12 protein-coding genes are annotated in these 19,498 nt (G+C 42.1%); 1 reads left to right on the top strand and 11 read right to left on the bottom strand.

What is annotated here, in order from left to right:
• Window positions 1-198 precede the first annotated feature (198 nt).
• Window positions 199-1,101, top strand: a complete 903-nt coding sequence (locus FGD67_RS20130; RefSeq protein ID WP_257172802.1) for a GGDEF domain-containing protein — start codon at window positions 199-201, stop codon at window positions 1,099-1,101.
• A 10-nt stretch (window positions 1,102-1,111) separates the two neighbouring features.
• On the opposite strand, the gene FGD67_RS20125 is transcribed toward FGD67_RS20130, so the two are convergent.
• From FGD67_RS20125 to FGD67_RS20075, 11 genes are all read right to left on the bottom strand, one after another.
• Entirely contained in the window at window positions 1,112-1,750 is a 639-nt protein-coding gene (locus FGD67_RS20125; RefSeq protein ID WP_257172801.1) for a hypothetical protein, read from the bottom strand.
• Window positions 1,751-1,795: 45 nt separating this feature from the next.
• Entirely contained in the window at window positions 1,796-3,124 is a 1,329-nt protein-coding gene (locus tag FGD67_RS20120; RefSeq protein WP_257172800.1) for a DEAD/DEAH box helicase, read from the bottom strand.
• 184 nt (window positions 3,125-3,308) lie between these two features.
• Window positions 3,309-4,715 carry a sodium:alanine symporter family protein gene (locus FGD67_RS20115; RefSeq protein ID WP_257175176.1) on the bottom strand — a complete coding sequence of 469 codons (1,407 nt, stop codon included), beginning with the start codon at window positions 4,713-4,715 and terminating at the stop codon, window positions 3,309-3,311.
• A 429-nt stretch (window positions 4,716-5,144) separates the two neighbouring features.
• Entirely contained in the window at window positions 5,145-6,548 is a 1,404-nt protein-coding gene (pntB, locus tag FGD67_RS20110) for a Re/Si-specific NAD(P)(+) transhydrogenase subunit beta (protein ID WP_257172799.1), read from the bottom strand.
• A gap of 10 nt (window positions 6,549-6,558) precedes the next feature.
• Window positions 6,559-8,097, bottom strand: coding sequence for a Re/Si-specific NAD(P)(+) transhydrogenase subunit alpha (locus tag FGD67_RS20105; RefSeq protein WP_257172798.1), 1,539 nt, complete (start codon window positions 8,095-8,097; stop codon window positions 6,559-6,561).
• 841 nt (window positions 8,098-8,938) lie between these two features.
• A complete protein-coding gene (locus FGD67_RS20100; RefSeq protein WP_257172797.1) occupies window positions 8,939-11,368 on the bottom strand; it encodes an Ig-like domain-containing protein in 2,430 nt (809 codons plus the stop codon).
• A gap of 516 nt (window positions 11,369-11,884) precedes the next feature.
• Window positions 11,885-12,298 (bottom strand): response regulator, encoded by a 414-nt coding sequence (locus FGD67_RS20095; RefSeq protein WP_257172796.1) that lies wholly within the window; start codon window positions 12,296-12,298, stop codon window positions 11,885-11,887.
• 314 nt (window positions 12,299-12,612) lie between these two features.
• Entirely contained in the window at window positions 12,613-14,070 is a 1,458-nt protein-coding gene (locus FGD67_RS20090) for an ice-binding family protein (RefSeq protein WP_257172795.1), read from the bottom strand.
• Window positions 14,071-14,350: 280 nt separating this feature from the next.
• Window positions 14,351-15,142 carry a Crp/Fnr family transcriptional regulator gene (locus FGD67_RS20085; RefSeq protein WP_257172793.1) on the bottom strand — a complete coding sequence of 264 codons (792 nt, stop codon included), beginning with the start codon at window positions 15,140-15,142 and terminating at the stop codon, window positions 14,351-14,353.
• 2 nt (window positions 15,143-15,144) lie between these two features.
• Complete coding sequence (locus tag FGD67_RS20080) at window positions 15,145-16,056, bottom strand: response regulator (RefSeq protein ID WP_257172792.1); 912 nt, start codon at window positions 16,054-16,056, stop codon at window positions 15,145-15,147.
• Window positions 16,057-16,152: 96 nt separating this feature from the next.
• Window positions 16,153-19,113, bottom strand: coding sequence for a PAS domain-containing hybrid sensor histidine kinase/response regulator (locus FGD67_RS20075; RefSeq protein ID WP_257172791.1), 2,961 nt, complete (start codon window positions 19,111-19,113; stop codon window positions 16,153-16,155).
• Window positions 19,114-19,498: the final 385 nt, after the last annotated feature.

Below are 19,498 nucleotides of genomic sequence, written 5' to 3'. Positions count from 1 at the left end.
ACTTAAAAACGGTTACTTAACAAATATCTACTTACGGCTTATGTAACTAAAAAAACAACGTAACGAGACGAATATTAGTCGAAAAATAACTTTTTATTAAAATCATCCATAAAAACCTTATTAATTAGTCGACTAGGTATGCTTTTTGCTTTAGGTAAACCAAGAAAGCTTTAACGTCAAAATAGCTAGGAAAAAATCATGCGAACTGTCAATGTTGTTAACCATCCTAACTCCAAATTCAATGCCTTTACATTATTTCAACATAATGAGCAGCAAAGCCAGCGTAATCTAGCCTTGCTCGAACAATTACAAACAACATTAGAGGTAAAAAAACTGATCGATATTTTTGCAATTGAAGTAGCAAAGTATCTTGATTTTACTGGTATTTATTTTAAACATACCGATGTAAGCGCTACGGCTCGCGGTAGTCGACAGGCAAAAGCTGAACGTCAATTTGAATTAAAACTTAATGGACATTTTTTTGGCATGCTCACCTATGCTGTCAATATGCCGATAAGTATTACTAACTATGAAATACTCAATGAACTGCATCAACTACTGATTAACCCGCTAAACAATGCGGTTAAGTATCATCAAGCGATGCAACTAGCCATGCAAGACGGCTTAACACAGTTAGGTAACCGTCGAAGTTTTGACGAACAAATTAAACGCACTATGGCTCAAGCAGCGCGTCGACATTCGCGTGTTGGCTTAATTCTTTGCGATTTGAATAAGTTTAAAGCCATTAACGATTCTTTTGGTCACATTATCGGCGATAACGTTCTAGTACATTTTGCCCAGGCATTACGTCAAAGTGTCCGAGACACTGACTGTATTTTTCGCTTTGGTGGCGATGAGTTCGCTATTATTATTGCCGATGCTTCTCAACAATCATTAACGGTAATAGAGCAGCGAATTTATCAAGCAATGGCACATGATGCATTATTAGCAAAATATAACGTTACCAGTAGCTTAGGCTTAGCATTTATGAATAAAGCTGACAATGCGATAAGTTTTTTTGAACGTGCAGACACGGCACTATATTCACAAAAAATGAACATTCCACGCAAGTTGAGCGTCGTTTCACAACACTCCAGTTAAAGTGCTGACTTTAGAAGTCACGTAACGCTCGTGATTTCTCAGCAGGTGTAGCGGCAATGTACAAGCGGCAAACTCTTACCGCTTGGGCAAATTTTTCTTGACCAATTTTTGCCAATATTTGACGTAAAAACATTGCATCTAGGCGAAAGTTCTCACTGTAAGATTCAATAGCCTCTTCAATACTCGGGTAAGCAACACCGTCAAAAGTGAAACTATCACTGATATTGTCTTTTTCGATCTCAATACCGTCTAATACCAGTGGCCAACCACAGAAATTCACCCGCCCTTTTGCCACTTCGTACATAAACCAAGCACTTTTTTGAAAGCCTGAGAAACTGCCGCCCTCAAAACCCGAGTTAGCGAGTTCTTCGCGTGTCCAATTTAAGCCAATCGCTAAATCTTTTTTGTATTTTTTCATCAGATATTTTTTGACATGTTGCTCTACTTGCCAAATATTTCTAACTTTAGCTTTAAGCGCAGCATCAGAGCATTCGCTACAGCTTGGTACTGTTAACTTTTGGTGTGGGCAATCAAAAATGAGATGTTCTTGGTGTGGAAAGGTGAAATGACTCGCTGCTGGCTCAGCACAGAACCAGCATTGATGCCTATTTCCAAAAGGTACTTCTATAAAACTATCGTATTCAGACATTATGAATTATTTTTTTGAACTTAATAGCACTAGAGTCAAACGTAATTAACGTCTTTTTCCAACACTGTTATTTTTTTGCTTTTGAGACTTAGCTCGACGTTTTGCCGCTGGCGTTGCGCTTTCTTTTTTACGCGCTAACAGTTGGTTTTTCTCTTGCGTCGCTTTATAGCGACTTTTCTTCAATGGCGCATCTTCTTTCGCGTCATATTGTCCAGGCAAGGCTCGGTCTAATTCATAACCAGGGACAATAATGCGCTCAAATTTACGCTCAATCAGTGCTTCTATATTATCAAGGAATTGCTCATCTTTCGGGCTTACCAATGATATAGCCGTGCCTGACTTACCCGCACGACCCGTACGACCAATACGGTGAACATAATCTTCTGCCAGAAAGGGTAAATGAAAGTTAACTACATAAGGTAAGTTGGCAATATCAAGTCCACGGGCAGCAACATCGGTAGCAACTAAAACTCGAACACTACCATCAACAAATTGCTCTAGCGCTTTATTACGCGCACCTTGAGTTTTATCACCATGACATAAAGCGGTTTTTATACCATCAAGCTTTAATTCTTTTGCTAAAATATTAGCGCTTTCTTTAGTGCCGGCAAAAACTAATACTTGTTGCCAATTATTAACACCGATCAGCTCAGACAATAATTCTGCCTTACGCGTTTCAGACACCCAATATACGGATTGTTTTACTTTACCCGATGTCGAGTTTTGACGTGCTACCTCGATTGTTTTTGGCGTTTTAAGTATTTTTTTAGCTAAGGTTTTAACTTTATTGGAGAATGTTGCCGAGAACATTAAGGTTTGATGCTTCGCCTTGATCATGGCAACAACACGCTCAATATCGTTATAAAATCCCATATCAAGCATACGATCGGCTTCATCTAGCACCAAATACTGTACTTGCGATAAATCTAAATTACGTTGTTCAAGATGCTCAATTAAACGTCCTGGTGTTGCTACTAAAACATCAACTCCAGCTTTCAGCATTTTTGTTTGTGGTGGCATATTAACACCGCCAAAAACAACTCCAGAGCGCAAAGGTAAAAACTCACTATAAGTTTTTACATTCTCAGCAACTTGCGCTGCTAGCTCACGTGTTGGCGTTAAAATTAATGCTTTAACCGTCGTGGTAGTATCAAAACCATCGGCATTAGGTTTAACTTTTTTAGCTAAACCATCAAGGATCGGTAAAGTAAATGCCGCAGTTTTACCCGTACCGGTTTGTGCACTTGCTAAAACATCGACGCCGGTACGAATAACTGGAATGGCTTGTTGTTGAATCGGCGTTAAATTTTTATAACCGCATGCTTTTACCGCTTTTAGTAAACTAGCCGATAAACCTATTGCATCCACACTCATCACATCACCATTTCTGTATTATCGTAAACAACGCATTAAGCCAAATAGCTGAGCGCCAAAATATTAAGGCGCGGATTATAGCAGCTTTGTTGTCAGTTGTTGCTATTAAATATTAGCCTAATAATTCAATACGCTGTTTAGTATCAATTCATAGACTGACCAGGATGTGTGCTAAATCACCAAGCTATTTTTTCTGCCAAATCCCTTTGGTCAAATTAAACGCTTGCTGCTCTTTTTCATCAGGTTGATAGGTAGGTAACAAACCTTTATCTTGCTGCTGATGGTAGTCTTTAGTTATTTTTACCACCACACCAGAAAGCATGAATAATGCACTGACATTAACAATCGTCATTAAGCCTGTCGATAAATCAGCTAACGCAATCACTTCCGGTAAAGTCGCTACCGAACCAAATACCAACATTAATAAAAAGCCAATACGCAGAAACCATCGCCCTTGCATATTATCCAATTTTAAATACTTTAAATTGTTATCTGCATAAGCATAATTCGCCACGATTGAGGTAAAAGCGAATAACAATATCGCCAGAGTAATAAAATCACTGCCCCAAGCCCCAACTTGATAAGCCAGTGCTTGTTGCGTTAATTGAATACCTTGTGCTTGGCTGCCGGTATCTTTAAAGAGTAAGATCAAAATAGCTGTACAAGAACAAATAACAATAGTATCAAAAAATACCGCTAACATTTGAATGTAACCCTGAGATACCGGGTGCGGAGGAAAAGGCTCAGCGGCGGCAGCGGCATTGGGAGAACTGCCCATTCCCGCTTCGTTAGAATATAATCCACGTTTAATGCCTTGCACAATGGCCGCACCAACTAAACCACTACCCGCTTCTTTTAAGCCAAATGCCGAGGCAAATATATCATTAATTACCATAGGTACTTTTTCAATATTGAGCCAAATAACCACTAAACAAACAACGATGTAAAGTAGCCCCATAAAAGGAACTGTTAGCTCAGCAAAACGGGCAATATTTTTTAGCCCACCTAAAACAATAAAAGCCGCAGCAATCGTAATAACAATGCCAGTATAAAAGGGCTCAAAACCATACGAGCCATTAAATGCACTGGTAATCGAATTCGCTTGTACCGCACTAAAAACAAAGCCATAACCAAAAAACAAGCATAATGAAAATGTCACGGCGAGTTTTTTGTTTTTCAAACCTTTGCTCATATAGTAAGCCGGACCACCACGGAAGTTGCCATTACTATCACGCTCTTTATAAAGTTGCCCTAAAGCACTTTCGGCAAAGGCTGTTGCCATGCCGACTAAGGCAATTAGCCACATCCAAAAAACCGCCCCCGCACCACCTAACGAGATAGCAACCGCCACCCCCATTAAATTACCGGTACCAACACGCGCCGCCAACGACGTACACAAGGCTTGAAAAGAAGAGATACCATGAGTCGAACTTTTTCGGCTGGACTTTAAAATGGTAAACATGTGAAAGAAGCGTCTAATTTGCAGCCCTTTCAAGCGAATAGTAAACCATATACCACAAGCAGTAAGCAGGTAAATTAAAATACTGCCCCATAAATAACCGTTAATAGTGCCAACCCATAACTCTATAATACTGGGCTCAATTACACTGGCTTCTACCACATTTTTCTCCGAATGATTAATTGTTAGTTATAACTCAGCTCGTTTTTCAAATAACTTAAACTACACCAAACTTAACGCCTAGCAAAATCACCCTTGTGATTAATAAAATAGTCGTATTGAATATGGACGTAAGTTAAACAGCTATATGTGCTTTATAAACACTGACCAAATAAATAACGTCTCAAGTTAAAATAACTTATGACGCAACTGAGGTTAACTAAATAATTTTGATGTTGAACAGCTTAACAAAATTGGTGAGCAGATAAATAACTTTATCTGCTGCCAAAGAAAATAAAATTGCTAGTAAGTTAACTCACAATAAAAAATCAGAAAAAATCATATTTCGAACAAAAAAAATGCCGATAATCATTATCGGCATTTTAAGTTTAGGCTAGCCTACTAGAGCGCTTTAAATATCTCTTCAACAGAATCTTTAGCATCACCGAATAACATTTGCGTGTTATCTTTGAAAAACAATGGGTTTTGCACACCAGCATACCCTGTTGCCATCGAGCGTTTAAACACCACAACATTTTTTGCCTTCCATACTTCTAATACCGGCATACCCGCAATTGGGCTAGTGGGATCTTCAGCCGCCGCAGGGTTAACCGTATCATTCGCACCAATGACCAATACCACATCAGTTTCAGGAAAGTCATCGTTGATTTCTTCCATGCCTAAAACAATATCATAAGGCACTTTTGCCTCCGCTAATAGCACGTTCATGTGACCTGGTAATCGACCCGCAACAGGATGAATAGCAAAACGTACATCTACACCTTTATCTTTTAAGGTTTGTGTCAATTTATAAACGGGGTACTGAGCTTGTGCTACGGCCATGCCGTAACCCGGCGTAATAATCACTGATTTGGCGCCATTTAACATATCAGCCACGGCTTCTGCGTTAATTTCAACGTGATCACCATAATCTGTATCTGTATCGATCACCACGTCAGTACCGAAACCACCAGCAATGACGCTAATAAACGAGCGGTTCATCGCCTTACACATAATGTAGGAAAGAATCGCTCCTGATGAGCCAACTAATGCACCGGTAACAATTAATAAGTCATTATTTAGCATAAAGCCTGCAGCAGCTGCAGCCCAGCCCGAGTAGGAATTGAGCATAGAAACAACCACCGGCATATCAGCACCGCCAATTGATGCCACTAAGTGCCAGCCAAAAACAAAGGCAATTAAGGCCATTAAATAAAGCAGACTATCTCCGCCACCTTGCTGCACAAACAGCACCATCAAGACGAATGATATAACACCGGCGGCTAAATTTAGTTTATGGCGATGAGGAAGCATTAACGCGGCTGAATTAATAATGCCCCGTAACTTACCAAAGGCAACAATCGAGCCGGTAAAGGTTACCGCACCAATAAACACGCCAAGAAACACTTCCACTAAATGGATATTAGTCGCCATTTGTTGACTGTCGGTAAAGTTAGCCATCGCTGAATGATCCATCTCAAAATAGCTATTAAACCCCACCAATACCGCAGCTAAACCAACAAAACTGTGCAAAATAGCCACTAATTCTGGCATTTGTGTCATTTCAACTTTTTTCGCCAATTGTAGGCCAATAGCTGCACCAATGAGCATAGTCACTAAAATTATCCAAACATTGTCGACACGCGGATCAGCAATGGTGGCAATAAGCGCGATAGTCATACCGACAATACCGTACCAATTACCGGTTTCTGCTGTTTGCTGCTTGCTCAAGCCCGACAAACTAAAAATAAACAATAACGCGGCTAAAATATAAGCTGCACTGATTAAACCTTGAGAAAATTCCATTACATCGCCCTTATTTTCTAAACATTTTTAACATACGTTTAGTGACCACAAAGCCACCAACAATATTGATTGTCGCGATAAGTATCGCGACACCGGCGAGCACTTGAATTAACGGGTTACTATTGCCAACTTGCAAAACGGCACCAACCACGATAATGCCAGATATAGCGTTGGTAACGCTCATCAACGGGGTATGCAGTGAGTGACTAACATTCCACACCACGTTGTAACCAATAACACAGGCTAAAACAAAAACCGTGAAGTGTGAAAGAAAATCAGCCGGCGCCACACTAGCAACCCACGCAAAAAGCAAAGCACCTGCAGCCATAAATGCGTGTTTTTTCCTCTGATTCATCGGCTGGTCTTTTTTCACCTCGACAGTTTTCGCTGGTTCAGCTTTAGGTTTAACTGGCGCCGCACTAACCTGAATAGGCGGTGGCGGAAAGGTAATTTCGTTGTCTTTAACAACCGTCATATTACGGATAACCACATCTTCAAAATCAATATTGAAGGTGCCGTTTTTTTCTTTACACAGTAGTTTTGCCAAACTGACTAAGTTATTGGCATATAACTGCGACGATTGATTAGGAAGTCGAGAAACTAGATCGGTATAGCCAATAATTTTGACACCATTAGCATTAACAACTTTGCCAGCCTCAGTTAACTCGCAGTTGCCGCCGCCTGCCGCCGCTAAATCGACCACAATACTGCCGGTTTTCATTGATTCAACCATGGCAGTGGTAATAAGCTTAGGTGCAGGTTTGCCGGGGATCATCGCAGTGGTAATAATAATATCAACGTCTTTTGCTTGTTCAGCAAACAAGGCCATTTCTGCGTCGATAAAGGCTTTGCTCATTTCTTTTGCATAACCATCACCTGAGCCAGTATCTTCAGGCTCTTCATAATCAAGCTCAAGAAACTCAGCGCCCATACTTTCAATTTGTTCTTTCACTTCAGGGCGAGTATCAAAGGCACGAACAATAGCGCCCAAACTACTGGCTGTGCCGATAGCGGCAAGACCTGCAACACCAGCACCGATAATCATCACTTTAGCTGGCGGCATTTTACCCGCTGCAGTTATTTGGCCGGTTAAAAATCGACCAAAATGATGTGTAGCTTCAATAACCGCACGATAACCTGCGATGTTCGCCATCGAACTTAGCGCATCCATTGATTGGCTGCGAGTCATTCTTGGTACCATCTCCATCGCTAAGGTGGTAATACCTTTATCTTTCAGTGCCGCTAAAATATCGTCATTTTGTGCTGGAGCAATAAAACTGATCAGGTTAGCTCCGGCTTTCATTAAATCTATTTCTTCGATACTCGGAGGATTTACTTTAAAAATAATATCAGACTGCCAAACATTTTTTTTAGTAACAACACTGGCACCGGCCTCAATAAACTCTTGATCGGTAAAGCTTGCTTTAATACCACAGCCTTTTTGTACTTGCACCTCAAAACCCAGCTTGAGCAAAGCAACTACCGCGGTTGGCGCGCTAGCGACTCGGTTTTCACCTGACAATGTTTCTTTCGGTATACCAATAATCATAAATCACCTTTATTTCATCATAAAAATACCGGTTCACAAGTGAAGTAAATAGTTTGTTTTCTTGTTTTTACTTGTGAGGCACTTCATTCAACTGAATGTTAAAATTATAATTAATTAGATTAATTAGCCTAATGTTTTACCACTATTAGTTTGATTTTCATACATCAAGCTTATTTATTTTCGCTATAAGCTAGCCGATATAGCTTTATCGCTTATAGCCCAAAGGTCTAGTTTGCTCTGTAGCGAGAAGAAAATAATATATTGAAATATATGCTAATAAGGATAAAAAAAATGATTTATCAACTTGCAGACCTAGCGCCAAGTTTAACTGACAGTAATGTTATCGTCCCCAATGCCAAACTTATTGGAGACGTTGTTTTAAGTGAAGATGTCAGTGTTTGATTTAATGTCGCTATCCGCGCCGAATGGCAACCGTCAGATTGGCGAAAACAATAACATCACCGAGCAGATAAGCCATTAATTATTATTTGTTAAACATAATAAAGTAACAACAAAAACGGCGATAAAGCGTTAACTTTTCATTATTATATATAGTCTGGATAATTTCAGCTTCAATGACGGGATACTTTTTGACTTATCTATTTTTAAATAAATTGGCTGTATTGGCTGTATTTATTTGCTTGGTTTGAGCTAAATTGAGACATTCCCCTACCCAGATACATCATCGCTCCTTACCATACATGAAACCACAACCCTACAGGCTATTAATAAAAAAGACCCCGTAGGGTCTTTAAGTTAAATCGCTAAATTTCTGGGCTTCTCTTGAGATGAACGCTGTTCAAATATTTTGTTGTGAGTAAAGCCACTACGCATAAAACGTTTATTCCGTTGGTTGCGATACAGCGTTTTGATCTAACGTTACCGCGGTATGAGCTAATAATCGACCACTAACTGTAGCGCCAGTATTCACTACAATTGCCTTTTCCGCCAAAATCACACCTTCAAAATGGGCTGTGGTTCCAATTGTTACACCAGCACCACCAGCAACCTGCCAGAAAATATTCTTAGCCTGAGCGCCACCTGAAAGAATAATTCTACTCGCATCAGCCTGGGTAATATCACCCGATACTTGGAATATCCAGACATCATTTGCGCCACCTGTTAGGGTGACATCAGTTGAAATTAATACGCCTGTGCCCCACTTGTATAAACCTGGAATTAAGGTTCGACCACTGATATCGCCGGCATATAATTCAGTAAAGTCAGGTGATGTTCTACCCGCTGCGTCGTTATAAGCGGTACCCATATCTAATACCGCATTAGCCACTAAGGTATTATCGGGTGCAGCACCGGCAAAACAACTGACATCACCACTGCCTGTATAAGCAGCGTTTGAACCGTAAATGGTGCCGGTTATTTCAGTACAAAAAACATTGTCCATCGCCGCAGCGGTGATTGGACTTGCGCCCATGTTGCCAGTGATAGCAGAAGAGTGCACATTGGTCGTGCCTGTTTTAGTCAGAATAACAAAATCACCTGCGGTTCTAAGCTCGACTGGCTCTGGGCCTTGAGCAGCGGCGGCACTAGTAGTAAAACTCCAAATATAATCACTCGCTAATGGATTAGCAGGGGTTGCAAGGTCAGTAATAGCGGTAGTCAACGTTGCGGTATAAAGTGTGTTCGCGGCTAAATCATCGGTCGGATTAAACGTTACCGAAGTGCCTGCATAAACCAAACTTCCGGCCACAAACGTTACTCCGTCCGTGATTGTAAAACTTGTGCTGTTAACACTTGACGGCTCTAGCGCTTCACTAAATTCAACCACCAGATTTCGGTTAAGTGCAAAATTAATTGCGTTATCAAGTGGATCGGTTGCGGTAACTGTCGGCGCAGTAACATCTGGTGCCGACACGGTAGTAAAACTCCAATTATAATCACTTAACAATGGCATGCCCGTTGAACTCATCGCCGCAGTAGTAATAGTAGCGCTATAAAGAGTATTCGCGTTAAAATCACTGTTTGGCTGAAAAATTGCGGTGTTACTTTCCGCTTCTAAGCTTATCGTACCTGCAATAGCAACAGGACCTGGCGCTGATAGGGTAAAGCTTAAAGTATCAATGCTTGAAGCATCCATAGACTCACTAAAAGTAGCGATCAAGCTGTGGTTGATGGCAACATCGGTTTCAGTATCAAGCGGATTGGTAAGCGTGATAGTTGGTGTAGTCCGTCCGCTTGTGAAACTCCAGACATAGTCGTTTGCCAAGGCATTAGGCGAAATGGCAAGATCATTAATCGCGGTGGTCAAGGTAGCCGTATAAAGGGTATTGGCGGCCAGCTCGTCATTAGGTGTAAAAGTAGCAGTAGACCCTGAACTCGTCACCACACCGGCAACTGGTGTTGTCCCATTTTTCACGGTGAAGCTGGTGGTGTTAACGCTGCTTGAATCAAGTGCTTCACTGAAGTTGGCGCTGATCTTAGTGTCAAGAACAATATCCGTTGCCGAATCAATCGGATCGGTTGAACTGACTGTTGGCGCGGTAGTGTCGATAATCGCGGCGGTAGTAAAAGACCATACGTAGTTGCTAGCAAGTGAGTTTGCCGGCACAGCTAGATCGGTAATAGCCGTCGTCAGCGTTGCAGTATAAAGTGTTGCAGGCGACATTTCCTCAGCAGGAACAAATGTCACCATTAGCCCCTCTTGAGTAATAGTACCAGTAATCACTGTTGTTCCGTCACTTACGGTAAAACTCGTGGTATTGATTGTACTCACAGCAAGTGCTTCACTAGCGTTAACGCTAATACTGCTGTTTAATGCGACATCAACGGCTTCGTTTAGTGGAAGGTTAGAAGTGATTGTTGGCGCGGTAGTGTCTGCGACTATATCGGTAGTGAAACTCCAGACAAAATCATCTGCCAGTGCCTGACCTGCGACGCTTGTGGCAGCTGAAGTAACGGTCACTTTGTAGGTTGTGCTTGCGCTTAAAGCCACGGTTGGTGTAAAAGTTGCGGTATTACTAGCCGCATCTACAATCACCGAACCGGCTACCGCCTGTGTTTCAGCACTTAGCACAAAACTTTCATCATTAATTGTTGAAGTGTCCATCGCTTCACTGAATGTTGCACTAACAGACGTGCCAATCTGCACTGCTGTTGATGTATCCATGGGGGTTACTGAAGTCACTGTTGGGGTAGTCACTACCGGCGGCAGCGATGTAGGATCATCATCATTCTGACAACCTAGCAGTAAAGTACTCATCAATAGTGTCGTCAACCATAAACTTCGATTGATTGTTGTCTGGGTGGTTTTCATTAGTTTTATCCTGTAATTGTTAGTGATCATGTTATTAAGCGCGTTATTGCACGCCACTCAATTAAACACTGCGATCACTGGCCAGCAGAAATATTCGGACTTAATTATTTATATCAATTTTATTGTTGGACGCAGTCAGGCTTAAGTTTCGTCTTTAGCAAATCAACGAACATTGTGTCTAGATCTGCTTGCCTTCCGTGTACAAGTCTATTTATACACTTTCTTGATTGGCTTCACTGTGAGCTAACATACATAAACCATTATTATCATTGCCCTACCTATTGATGGGTAGCTTGTTGATAAAATAATCATGTCACTGCTTTTTAAAAGGCGCTGCTGATAATGTCGGCTCTAGTTGTGTTTGGTGTTTGGTCTTTTGCTGTCGCGGTCTCAAAAGGCTGCGCCTGAAATTTAGTGACTGAATATAATCGACGTCGGATTTACGCTTGGTTTTTAAATCCGGTTGTTATAAAAGTGTCTTGCAAGCTAGCCTGTGGTCTATTCACTTGTATGAACCTACATTTTATGCTGTTTTATTAAGCTATTTTCTATCAGTAAATTGCGAATACATGTGTCTATTTCAACAATATTAAATGGTTTACCGATAAAACCCTTGGCGCCAGCAGCCAATGACCGCCATTTTTGTTCAATTTGTGCTGTGATCACCAAAATTGAAAGGTAGTTGTTATCGGGTTCTAATTTAAGATCTTCCATTAGCTGAAAACCGTCCCTGCCGGGCATTTGCAGATCGAGTAGAATTAAGTCGTAATGGTTAGCCCGATGCAATTCAACCACCGTAAAAGGATCCATCGTTGAGGTGACCTGCTGATAGCCACTTTCGCTTAGCATTTGCTCAAGTAACAGCACATTGGTGTCAATATCATCAACAACTAAAATGTTAGCGTCAAAAATATCTTGTCCATCAATCATATTTATCTCCTCGTCACGGTATTCGCTCTACCGTTTCACATTGGCGTAGCAATATATTTTCACAGGCTACTGCCACTCTTAATAGCTTCAGTCATAGACTTGGTATAACCACCTTTTTATATTCCACGGTGTAATATGGCGCACAAAGTAATTAATTTAACTCTAACTATATGATTTAAGCTATCTAGTTTAAACTAAGTGGGGCTGGCTTATTTTATTGTCCTATATTGTCTGGTGCGGTTAAAGCGTATAAATAAGAAAAGCCCCTAAGGGCCTTTAATATTTCAAGTCTTATTTCACCTCAATTCACAGGTTTACTGAGCAGGTTGAGTAACTGCATTTTGATCTAGAGTCACCGCTGTTTGTGCTAATAATCTCCCGTTAATCAATGCGCCAGTATTGACGGTAATACCTTTCTCAGCAAGAATGATACCTTCGAAGTGAGCAGTAGTACCAATGATCGCACCGGTACCGCCGCCAACTTGCCAAAATACATTTTTAGCCATTGCACCGCCAGTTAAGAAGATACTACTGCCATCAGCAACATTTACATCACCCGCTATCTGGAAAATCCAGACATCATTTGCCCCACCTTCAAGAGTCACATTTGTTGAAATTAAAACATCCGTTCCCCATTTATAAAGACCCGGCTGTAATGTCTGACCACTAAGATCACCGGCATAGAGCTCCGTAAAGTCCGGGGTGGTTCTACCCGCTGCATCAGCGTAAGCGCTACCCATATCGAGTACTGCATTAGCAACTAAGGTTGTATCTGACGCTGTGCCCGCGAAGCAGCTCACATCACCATTGCCAGTATAAGCGGCATCAGAGCCATAGATGGTTCCACTGATCTCATTACACGTAATGTTATCCATCGAAGCTGCCGTAATTGGACTGGCACCTATGTTACCGGTAATGCTCGATGTCGGTACGTTGGTGATACCTGCCTTTGCAAGAATGACCATATCACCAGCAGTTCTCAAATTAACCAAAGCGGGACCTTCGGCAATGTCTGTGCCGGTAGTAAAACTCCAGACATAATTAGTAAGCAATGAATTAGCTGGTATCGCAAGATCGGTTAAAGCCGTGGTTAACGTTACCGTATAAAGCGTACTGGCGGCTAAATCACTTTCAGGATCGAAAGTCACGGTTGTCCCCGTGTAGTTTATCGTACCAGTAATCGCCGTCGCGCCATCGCTCAGCGTAAAACTAGTTGTGTTAACGGTTGCGGGATCCAACGGTTCACTTATTTCAGCGGTTATATTTCGGTTACGCGCAAAATTAATCGCGCTATTTAACGGATACGTTGAACTTACTGTTGGGCTAGTGGTATCGGGCGCAGCTGCTGTGGTAAATGACCAAACAGTATCACTGGCTAATGGGATACCTAACGCGCTTTTCACCGCACTAGTAATCGTTGTCGTATATAAAGTACCTGCGCTAAAATCACTTGTTGGCGTAAGAATTGCGGTATTACTAGCGTTATCAAGGCTTACTGTCGCTGCTATTGCCGTTTCGTTGCCAGCGGCAACCGTAAAACTCAAGGTATTAAGCGTGGTTGAGTCCATCGCTTCACTGAACGTAGCGGTAATTTGTGCGTTAATTGCCACGTCAACCGCCATATCGGCAACGTTACTGGAAATAATGATAGGCGTACTTTCATTTTCAAGTGGCACCTCATTATTATCATTGTTACAACCTGCCATCAGGATAGTCAGCAGAAGCGTCGACATTAAAGAAATTCGACTGTCAATTATCTGGTTCATTTTCATCAAGTGTATCCTTGTTGTGATTGAGTGCTAATAAAAAATTTAAAAGATCTTTCTATAAGATCTCTTTATCAACAGTCTATTTATACTCGCCTCACAACAGGTTGACTGTATTATGTCATACATAAGCCGCTATTTTTTAATTAGCCTTTTAAATTAAACTCCTTGATGACCATTAAAATGAGCAAGATACAATGGATCCATCGCCACTGAACGTAGGGATTGTTACCGGCAATAAATAAGTCTTTCGAGCATAGTGATATTGTAATTTTTATTTTGAAATTTAAGGTTTTTCGAAAATGTTGTTCACTTGTGATTGACACTTAGCGAATTTTTCATCTGCAAGTAAGCCATCAGACAGTAGTCGTTTTAGCTCAGTTCTCACTACCGCGTAACATTCACACGTTTTGCCTTCCAGCTTAGCGCGATCCAGCACGCTAATGTGGCCGCGTCGATAACTAATCACCCCCGCCTGTTGCAATTTACCTGCGGCAATGCTGATCCCCTCACGATAGACACCTAGCATACTGGCGACTAATTGATGGGTCATCACCAGCTCATTCGACGGTAAGCGATCTAGGGTTAACAATAACCAGCGGCAAAATTGCTGCTCTAAAGAATGATGACGATTACAAACGGCGGTCTGTGACATTTGGGTCATCAATGCCTGAATATAACGCAGTAGTACTCGCTGAAATAAACCAGAGCGGTTAAATTCCCGCAGCAGAATTTTTTTATCCAAACGATATGCGTAACCTGCCGTTTGTATCACCGCCGAGCTAGCCGTAGTATTGCCGCCCATAAATAACGAAATCCCTACTATCCCTTCATTACCTACTCCGGCAGTTTCGGCTGTCGCCCCTGACTCCAACACATAATGCAGTGAAACAATGCAAGTCGTAGGGAAATAGGCGTGCTGTAACTCTACACCCGGCTCGTAAAGAAACTCACCCAGAGGCATGGGGACTAATTCCAAATGAGTACTGAAGGACTCAAACTCAACTGTTGGCAGCGCCGACAGTATATGATTTTGCAAAGGACTGTTGGTTATATTAGCTTGTTTGATACTCACCATGGTTAGTGTCCCAATTCATTGATGATAGAACGTGTCGTGAGCTCCACTCCAAAACCACGATAACCGATAAAGCGTGAGTACTGATTGAACATTGGCTCGCCACTGACCTGATAGTGTTGCTGCGAGCCATCGTCATTAACTCGACTGAACACAAAATCTAAAAACGGTTGCCGAGCATTGATCATAGCTTGTAACTCTCTGCGCTGTACTTCATTCCAACCGGTCAGTTTCATCTCATTATTGACCGTTAAGTGCTCATCGCTAGCGGAGTGATTTTCATTCGCCAAGAGCTCATCATTAGCTGAAGGTGCCTTACTCACCGCAGACTCATTCTCGAAACCCAACATCTGCTGGACCGGCCCAAATAAGTGGGTGAACTTGCCTTTTGCATCTTGCTCCCAATACCAATCAGAGGCGAGTTCAACCAGACTACGATACCGCGCTTCACTGTCTTGTAATGCGGCAGTTCGCTGCAATACGGTTTTTTCTAATTGCTGATTGTAATTCTCGAGTTTTTTATACAAAAGGCGAACTTCTAACATATTACGAATACGGGTATTAACTTCCATTATATCAAAGGGTTTTGCGATAAAATCTTTGGCTCCGGCAGTCAGCGCCCGCAATTTGTGATCCGGTTGAGCGGTGATGACAAGTATTGGCAGGTAATCACTGCCTTCTATTAGTTTGAGTTCTTTCATCACCTCAAAGCCATCCATCACCGGCATTTGCAGATCGAGCAGGATCAAATCGTAACAATTGGCGCGATGTAACTCGACCACAGTAAGGGGATCCATCGTTGAATCAATACGTTGGTAGCCACTTTCTGTTAACATACCTTCCAACAATAGTACATTGGTCTCTAGGTCATCAACAATCAAAATGTGTGCGTTGAGAATGTCTTGTTCATTAATCATAAATCATATCCTGTTTACTACATTAACCATGGGATCCAAGGTGAAAGCACCACACTTGTTTTTATTATTAGCTTAGGGACCATCGGTCAGTGCTCGTCATGTACCGTCGCTTAACTGGTTATTTTCCAAAGCATAATCCAACGCTTCAATAAATTCTGAAATTTTAATCGGTTTGGTCAGATAACGTAAAAACCCTGCCTGCAGCCCTTTTTTAATATCACGTGGCATAGCATTAGCGCTAATCGCTAAAACCGGGATATGCGCCGTTTTGGTATCATTTTTGAGAATAGCCAGCGCTTCGATGCCGCTGATACCGGGTAAATTAATATCCATCAGGATCACGTCGGGTCGCTGAGTGCGCGCCAACTCGATGCCTTGATGACCGTCACTCGCGCTTAACATACGGACATTGGGCTGATCATTGATGATTTGTTGGACCAACATCAGGTTGGCCGGATTATCCTCAACATAAAGTAAACTGCAAGTGCCAGCTGCCCCCGATACCTGGGGTATCAGCTCTGTCGACAGAACATTATTATCGAGCAGTGTCGGGGCAACGTCTCGCTTGAGTTCTATCCAGAAGTCACAACCTACACCCTCCGTACTCTTTACCCCGATAGACCCGCCCATCAATTCAACCAGCTGTTTAGTTACAACCAAACCAATGCCAGTGCCTTCCTCAGCGCCCTCTTCCTGACCAAGACGATTAAAAGGTTGAAATAGTTGTTTTAATTTTTCTACAGACAAACCATTACCGGTATCTTTAATATTTATTCGAATACGTTCGGTCGACGTTTTATTGTTTTTTATCTCGCTACATTGCACGGTAATAGTGCCATGCTGACGATTATATTTAATTGCATTGGTGAGCAAGTTGATCAACACCTGTTTCAAGCGCGTGTGATCAGCATTCGTATGCCAGCTATTATCAAAGGGTAAAAAAATGAGCTTTATGTCACGTTTAAGTGCCTGTGGCTCTACCAAAGCCCGACTTTCATTGATAACTTCAATTAACAAAACCGACTCGCGCGACAACGCAAGCCGGCCGGACTCAATCACAGCAAGATCGAGAATTTCGTTGATCAACTCAAGTAGATACCAGCCAGCGTTAATTATCTGGCGCAATCTTACCAATTGTGCGTCTGTTGGTAGTGGCTGACCTTTTTCCAACAATTGAGCGAAACCAAGAATAGCATTAAGCGGTGTCCGTAGTTCGTGACTCATACTGGACAGGAATTCTGATTTAGCCCTATTAGCCTTTTCAGCTATTGCTTTAGACGACTCTAACTCAGCATTTTTTTCTTGTAGTGTCGCTGTAAGTCGCTTTCTTTCTTCCTCCACCTGAATACGCGCGGTATTATCGGTACCTATCAATAAATAACCAATAATAGTATTTTGCGCATCGCGCAAGGCGGTAACAGATACCACCGCAGGAAATCGACTACCATCCTTACGAATATAGGTGAGCTGGTATATGTCCTCAATACCACGAGATGCCTTAAATACCAGTGCTTCAAAGCCAGGAGCTATCGGCGTTTTAAGCTCTTCGCTCAGCTCTTCAGCTCGCGCGATTACTTCCTGTGGGTCGGAAATATCGGCCGGCGTCAGCTTATCCACCATATCAATGGCGGTGTAACCAAGCATGCGCTCAGCACCGACATTAAAAATCTGGATAACACCTTTCGCGTCAGTGGCGATACTGGAGAAATTAGCGCTATTAAAAATAGCACTCTGCAAAGCGCCCGCCTTGACTAGCGCCTCTTCCGCTTTTTTACGTGCGGTGATGTCACGTGCGGCGGCAAATACGCCCAGCACCTTGCCCTGCTCATTCCGATAAACCGACGCATTATAAAGCACATCAATAAGACGACCATTACAGTGGCGCATGGTAAGTGGATAATCGGTAACCGAACCTTTAGAGAAAGCTTCTTGGTAGCCTTTCCTAGCCTCTTCGGGATCGGTGAAGTAGTTGGAAAAGTCAGTACCGATCAACTTATCCCTTGCCACACCAGTTGCCTTGATAGACGCTTCATTAACGTCGGTGATCTTGCCATAGACGTTGATAGTAACTAAAGGGTCTAAGCTGGCTTCAAGCAAACTACGTGCGTATTGCGAGGCTTGCCATAACTTGTTATCAGCTTCTTGGCGGGCACTGTTGTCCGTGCCAATCAGCAAATAACCGATAATAGTACCTTGCGCATCACGCAGCGCGGTCACCGAGACAATAGCAGGGAAACGACATCCATCCTTGCGAATATAGGTCAACTCATAGATATCTTCGATGCCACGGGACGCCTTAAACACCATGGCTTCAAAACCTGGTTGAATGCTAGTACCGAGCTCCTCGCTCAATTCTTTCGCTCGAGCGATCACTTCTTGCCGATCGGAAATATCGGCTGGGGTTAATTTATTAATAACATCAAGAGCGGCGAAGCCCAACATGCGCTCAGCACCAATATTAAAAATTTGGATGACTCCCTTGGCATCAGTGGCAATACTGGAAAAATTAGCACTATTAAGGATGGCACTCTGCAGCGCATCTGCCTTGAGCAAAGCCTCTTCAGCGTCTTTACGTGCACTATTATCTGTACCGATCAGCAGGTAACCCGTGATAATGTCAACGTCTTGCGTGTCATACAAGGCAACAACAGACACCATAGCGGACAAGCGGCTGCCATTTTTACAGATATAGGTCAGCTGATTGATGTCGTCAATACTACGGGTGGCTTTGAATAACAATGCATCAACATCTGGCTTGACAATGACCTGGAATTCTTCTGTCAGAGCTTTAGCACGGTTGATCATAACTTCAGGATCGCATAAGTCAGCAGCTGTGCGCTTATTCACCACATCATCTGTGTTATAACCCAACATTTGTTGAGCACCAAGATTAAAAAACTGAATTACCCCCTGAGCGTCAGTCGCGATGCTGATAAAATTATTGCTATTAAAAATAACCTTTTGAAAGTTTTGGTGAGTTAACTGACCTTGGTCTAGCTCGAAATTTTTGGCCTTTGGTATGCCAGAGACCTGCTTTAGGGGGTTGAGTTTTTTCATAAAAACCTTATTAATAAGCACAGTCAATAAACTAATTGCTCAGCTATTAGTTCATCATGAGATCGACAATCAATGTATCCGTTAGCAACGACCCCCTAATTCAAGGTCACCAAAAGTAGTTTGAAATATATTATTATTCAATCCGTACTCCGGAAAAATTCAAACAGATCCTAAAGAAAATAAGAATACTGGAGATGTGGAAACAAACGCAGAATTCACGCTGTCTCATTTTATCAATCATAATCTATTTTTTACCTACAACCTAAATATCAATTTACCTGATGCCCGTTACTTTCTATTTGTTTTTTAACTTCTGGATGGGTATCAAAGGCACGAACAACTGCGCTTAAACGACTTGCTGTGCCTGTAGCTCAAAACCAAGCTC

Source organism: Colwellia sp. M166 (assembly GCF_024585285.1).
Taxonomy (GTDB): domain Bacteria; phylum Pseudomonadota; class Gammaproteobacteria; order Enterobacterales; family Alteromonadaceae; genus Cognaticolwellia.
This window is presented reverse-complemented; position numbering and strand designations above follow the sequence as displayed.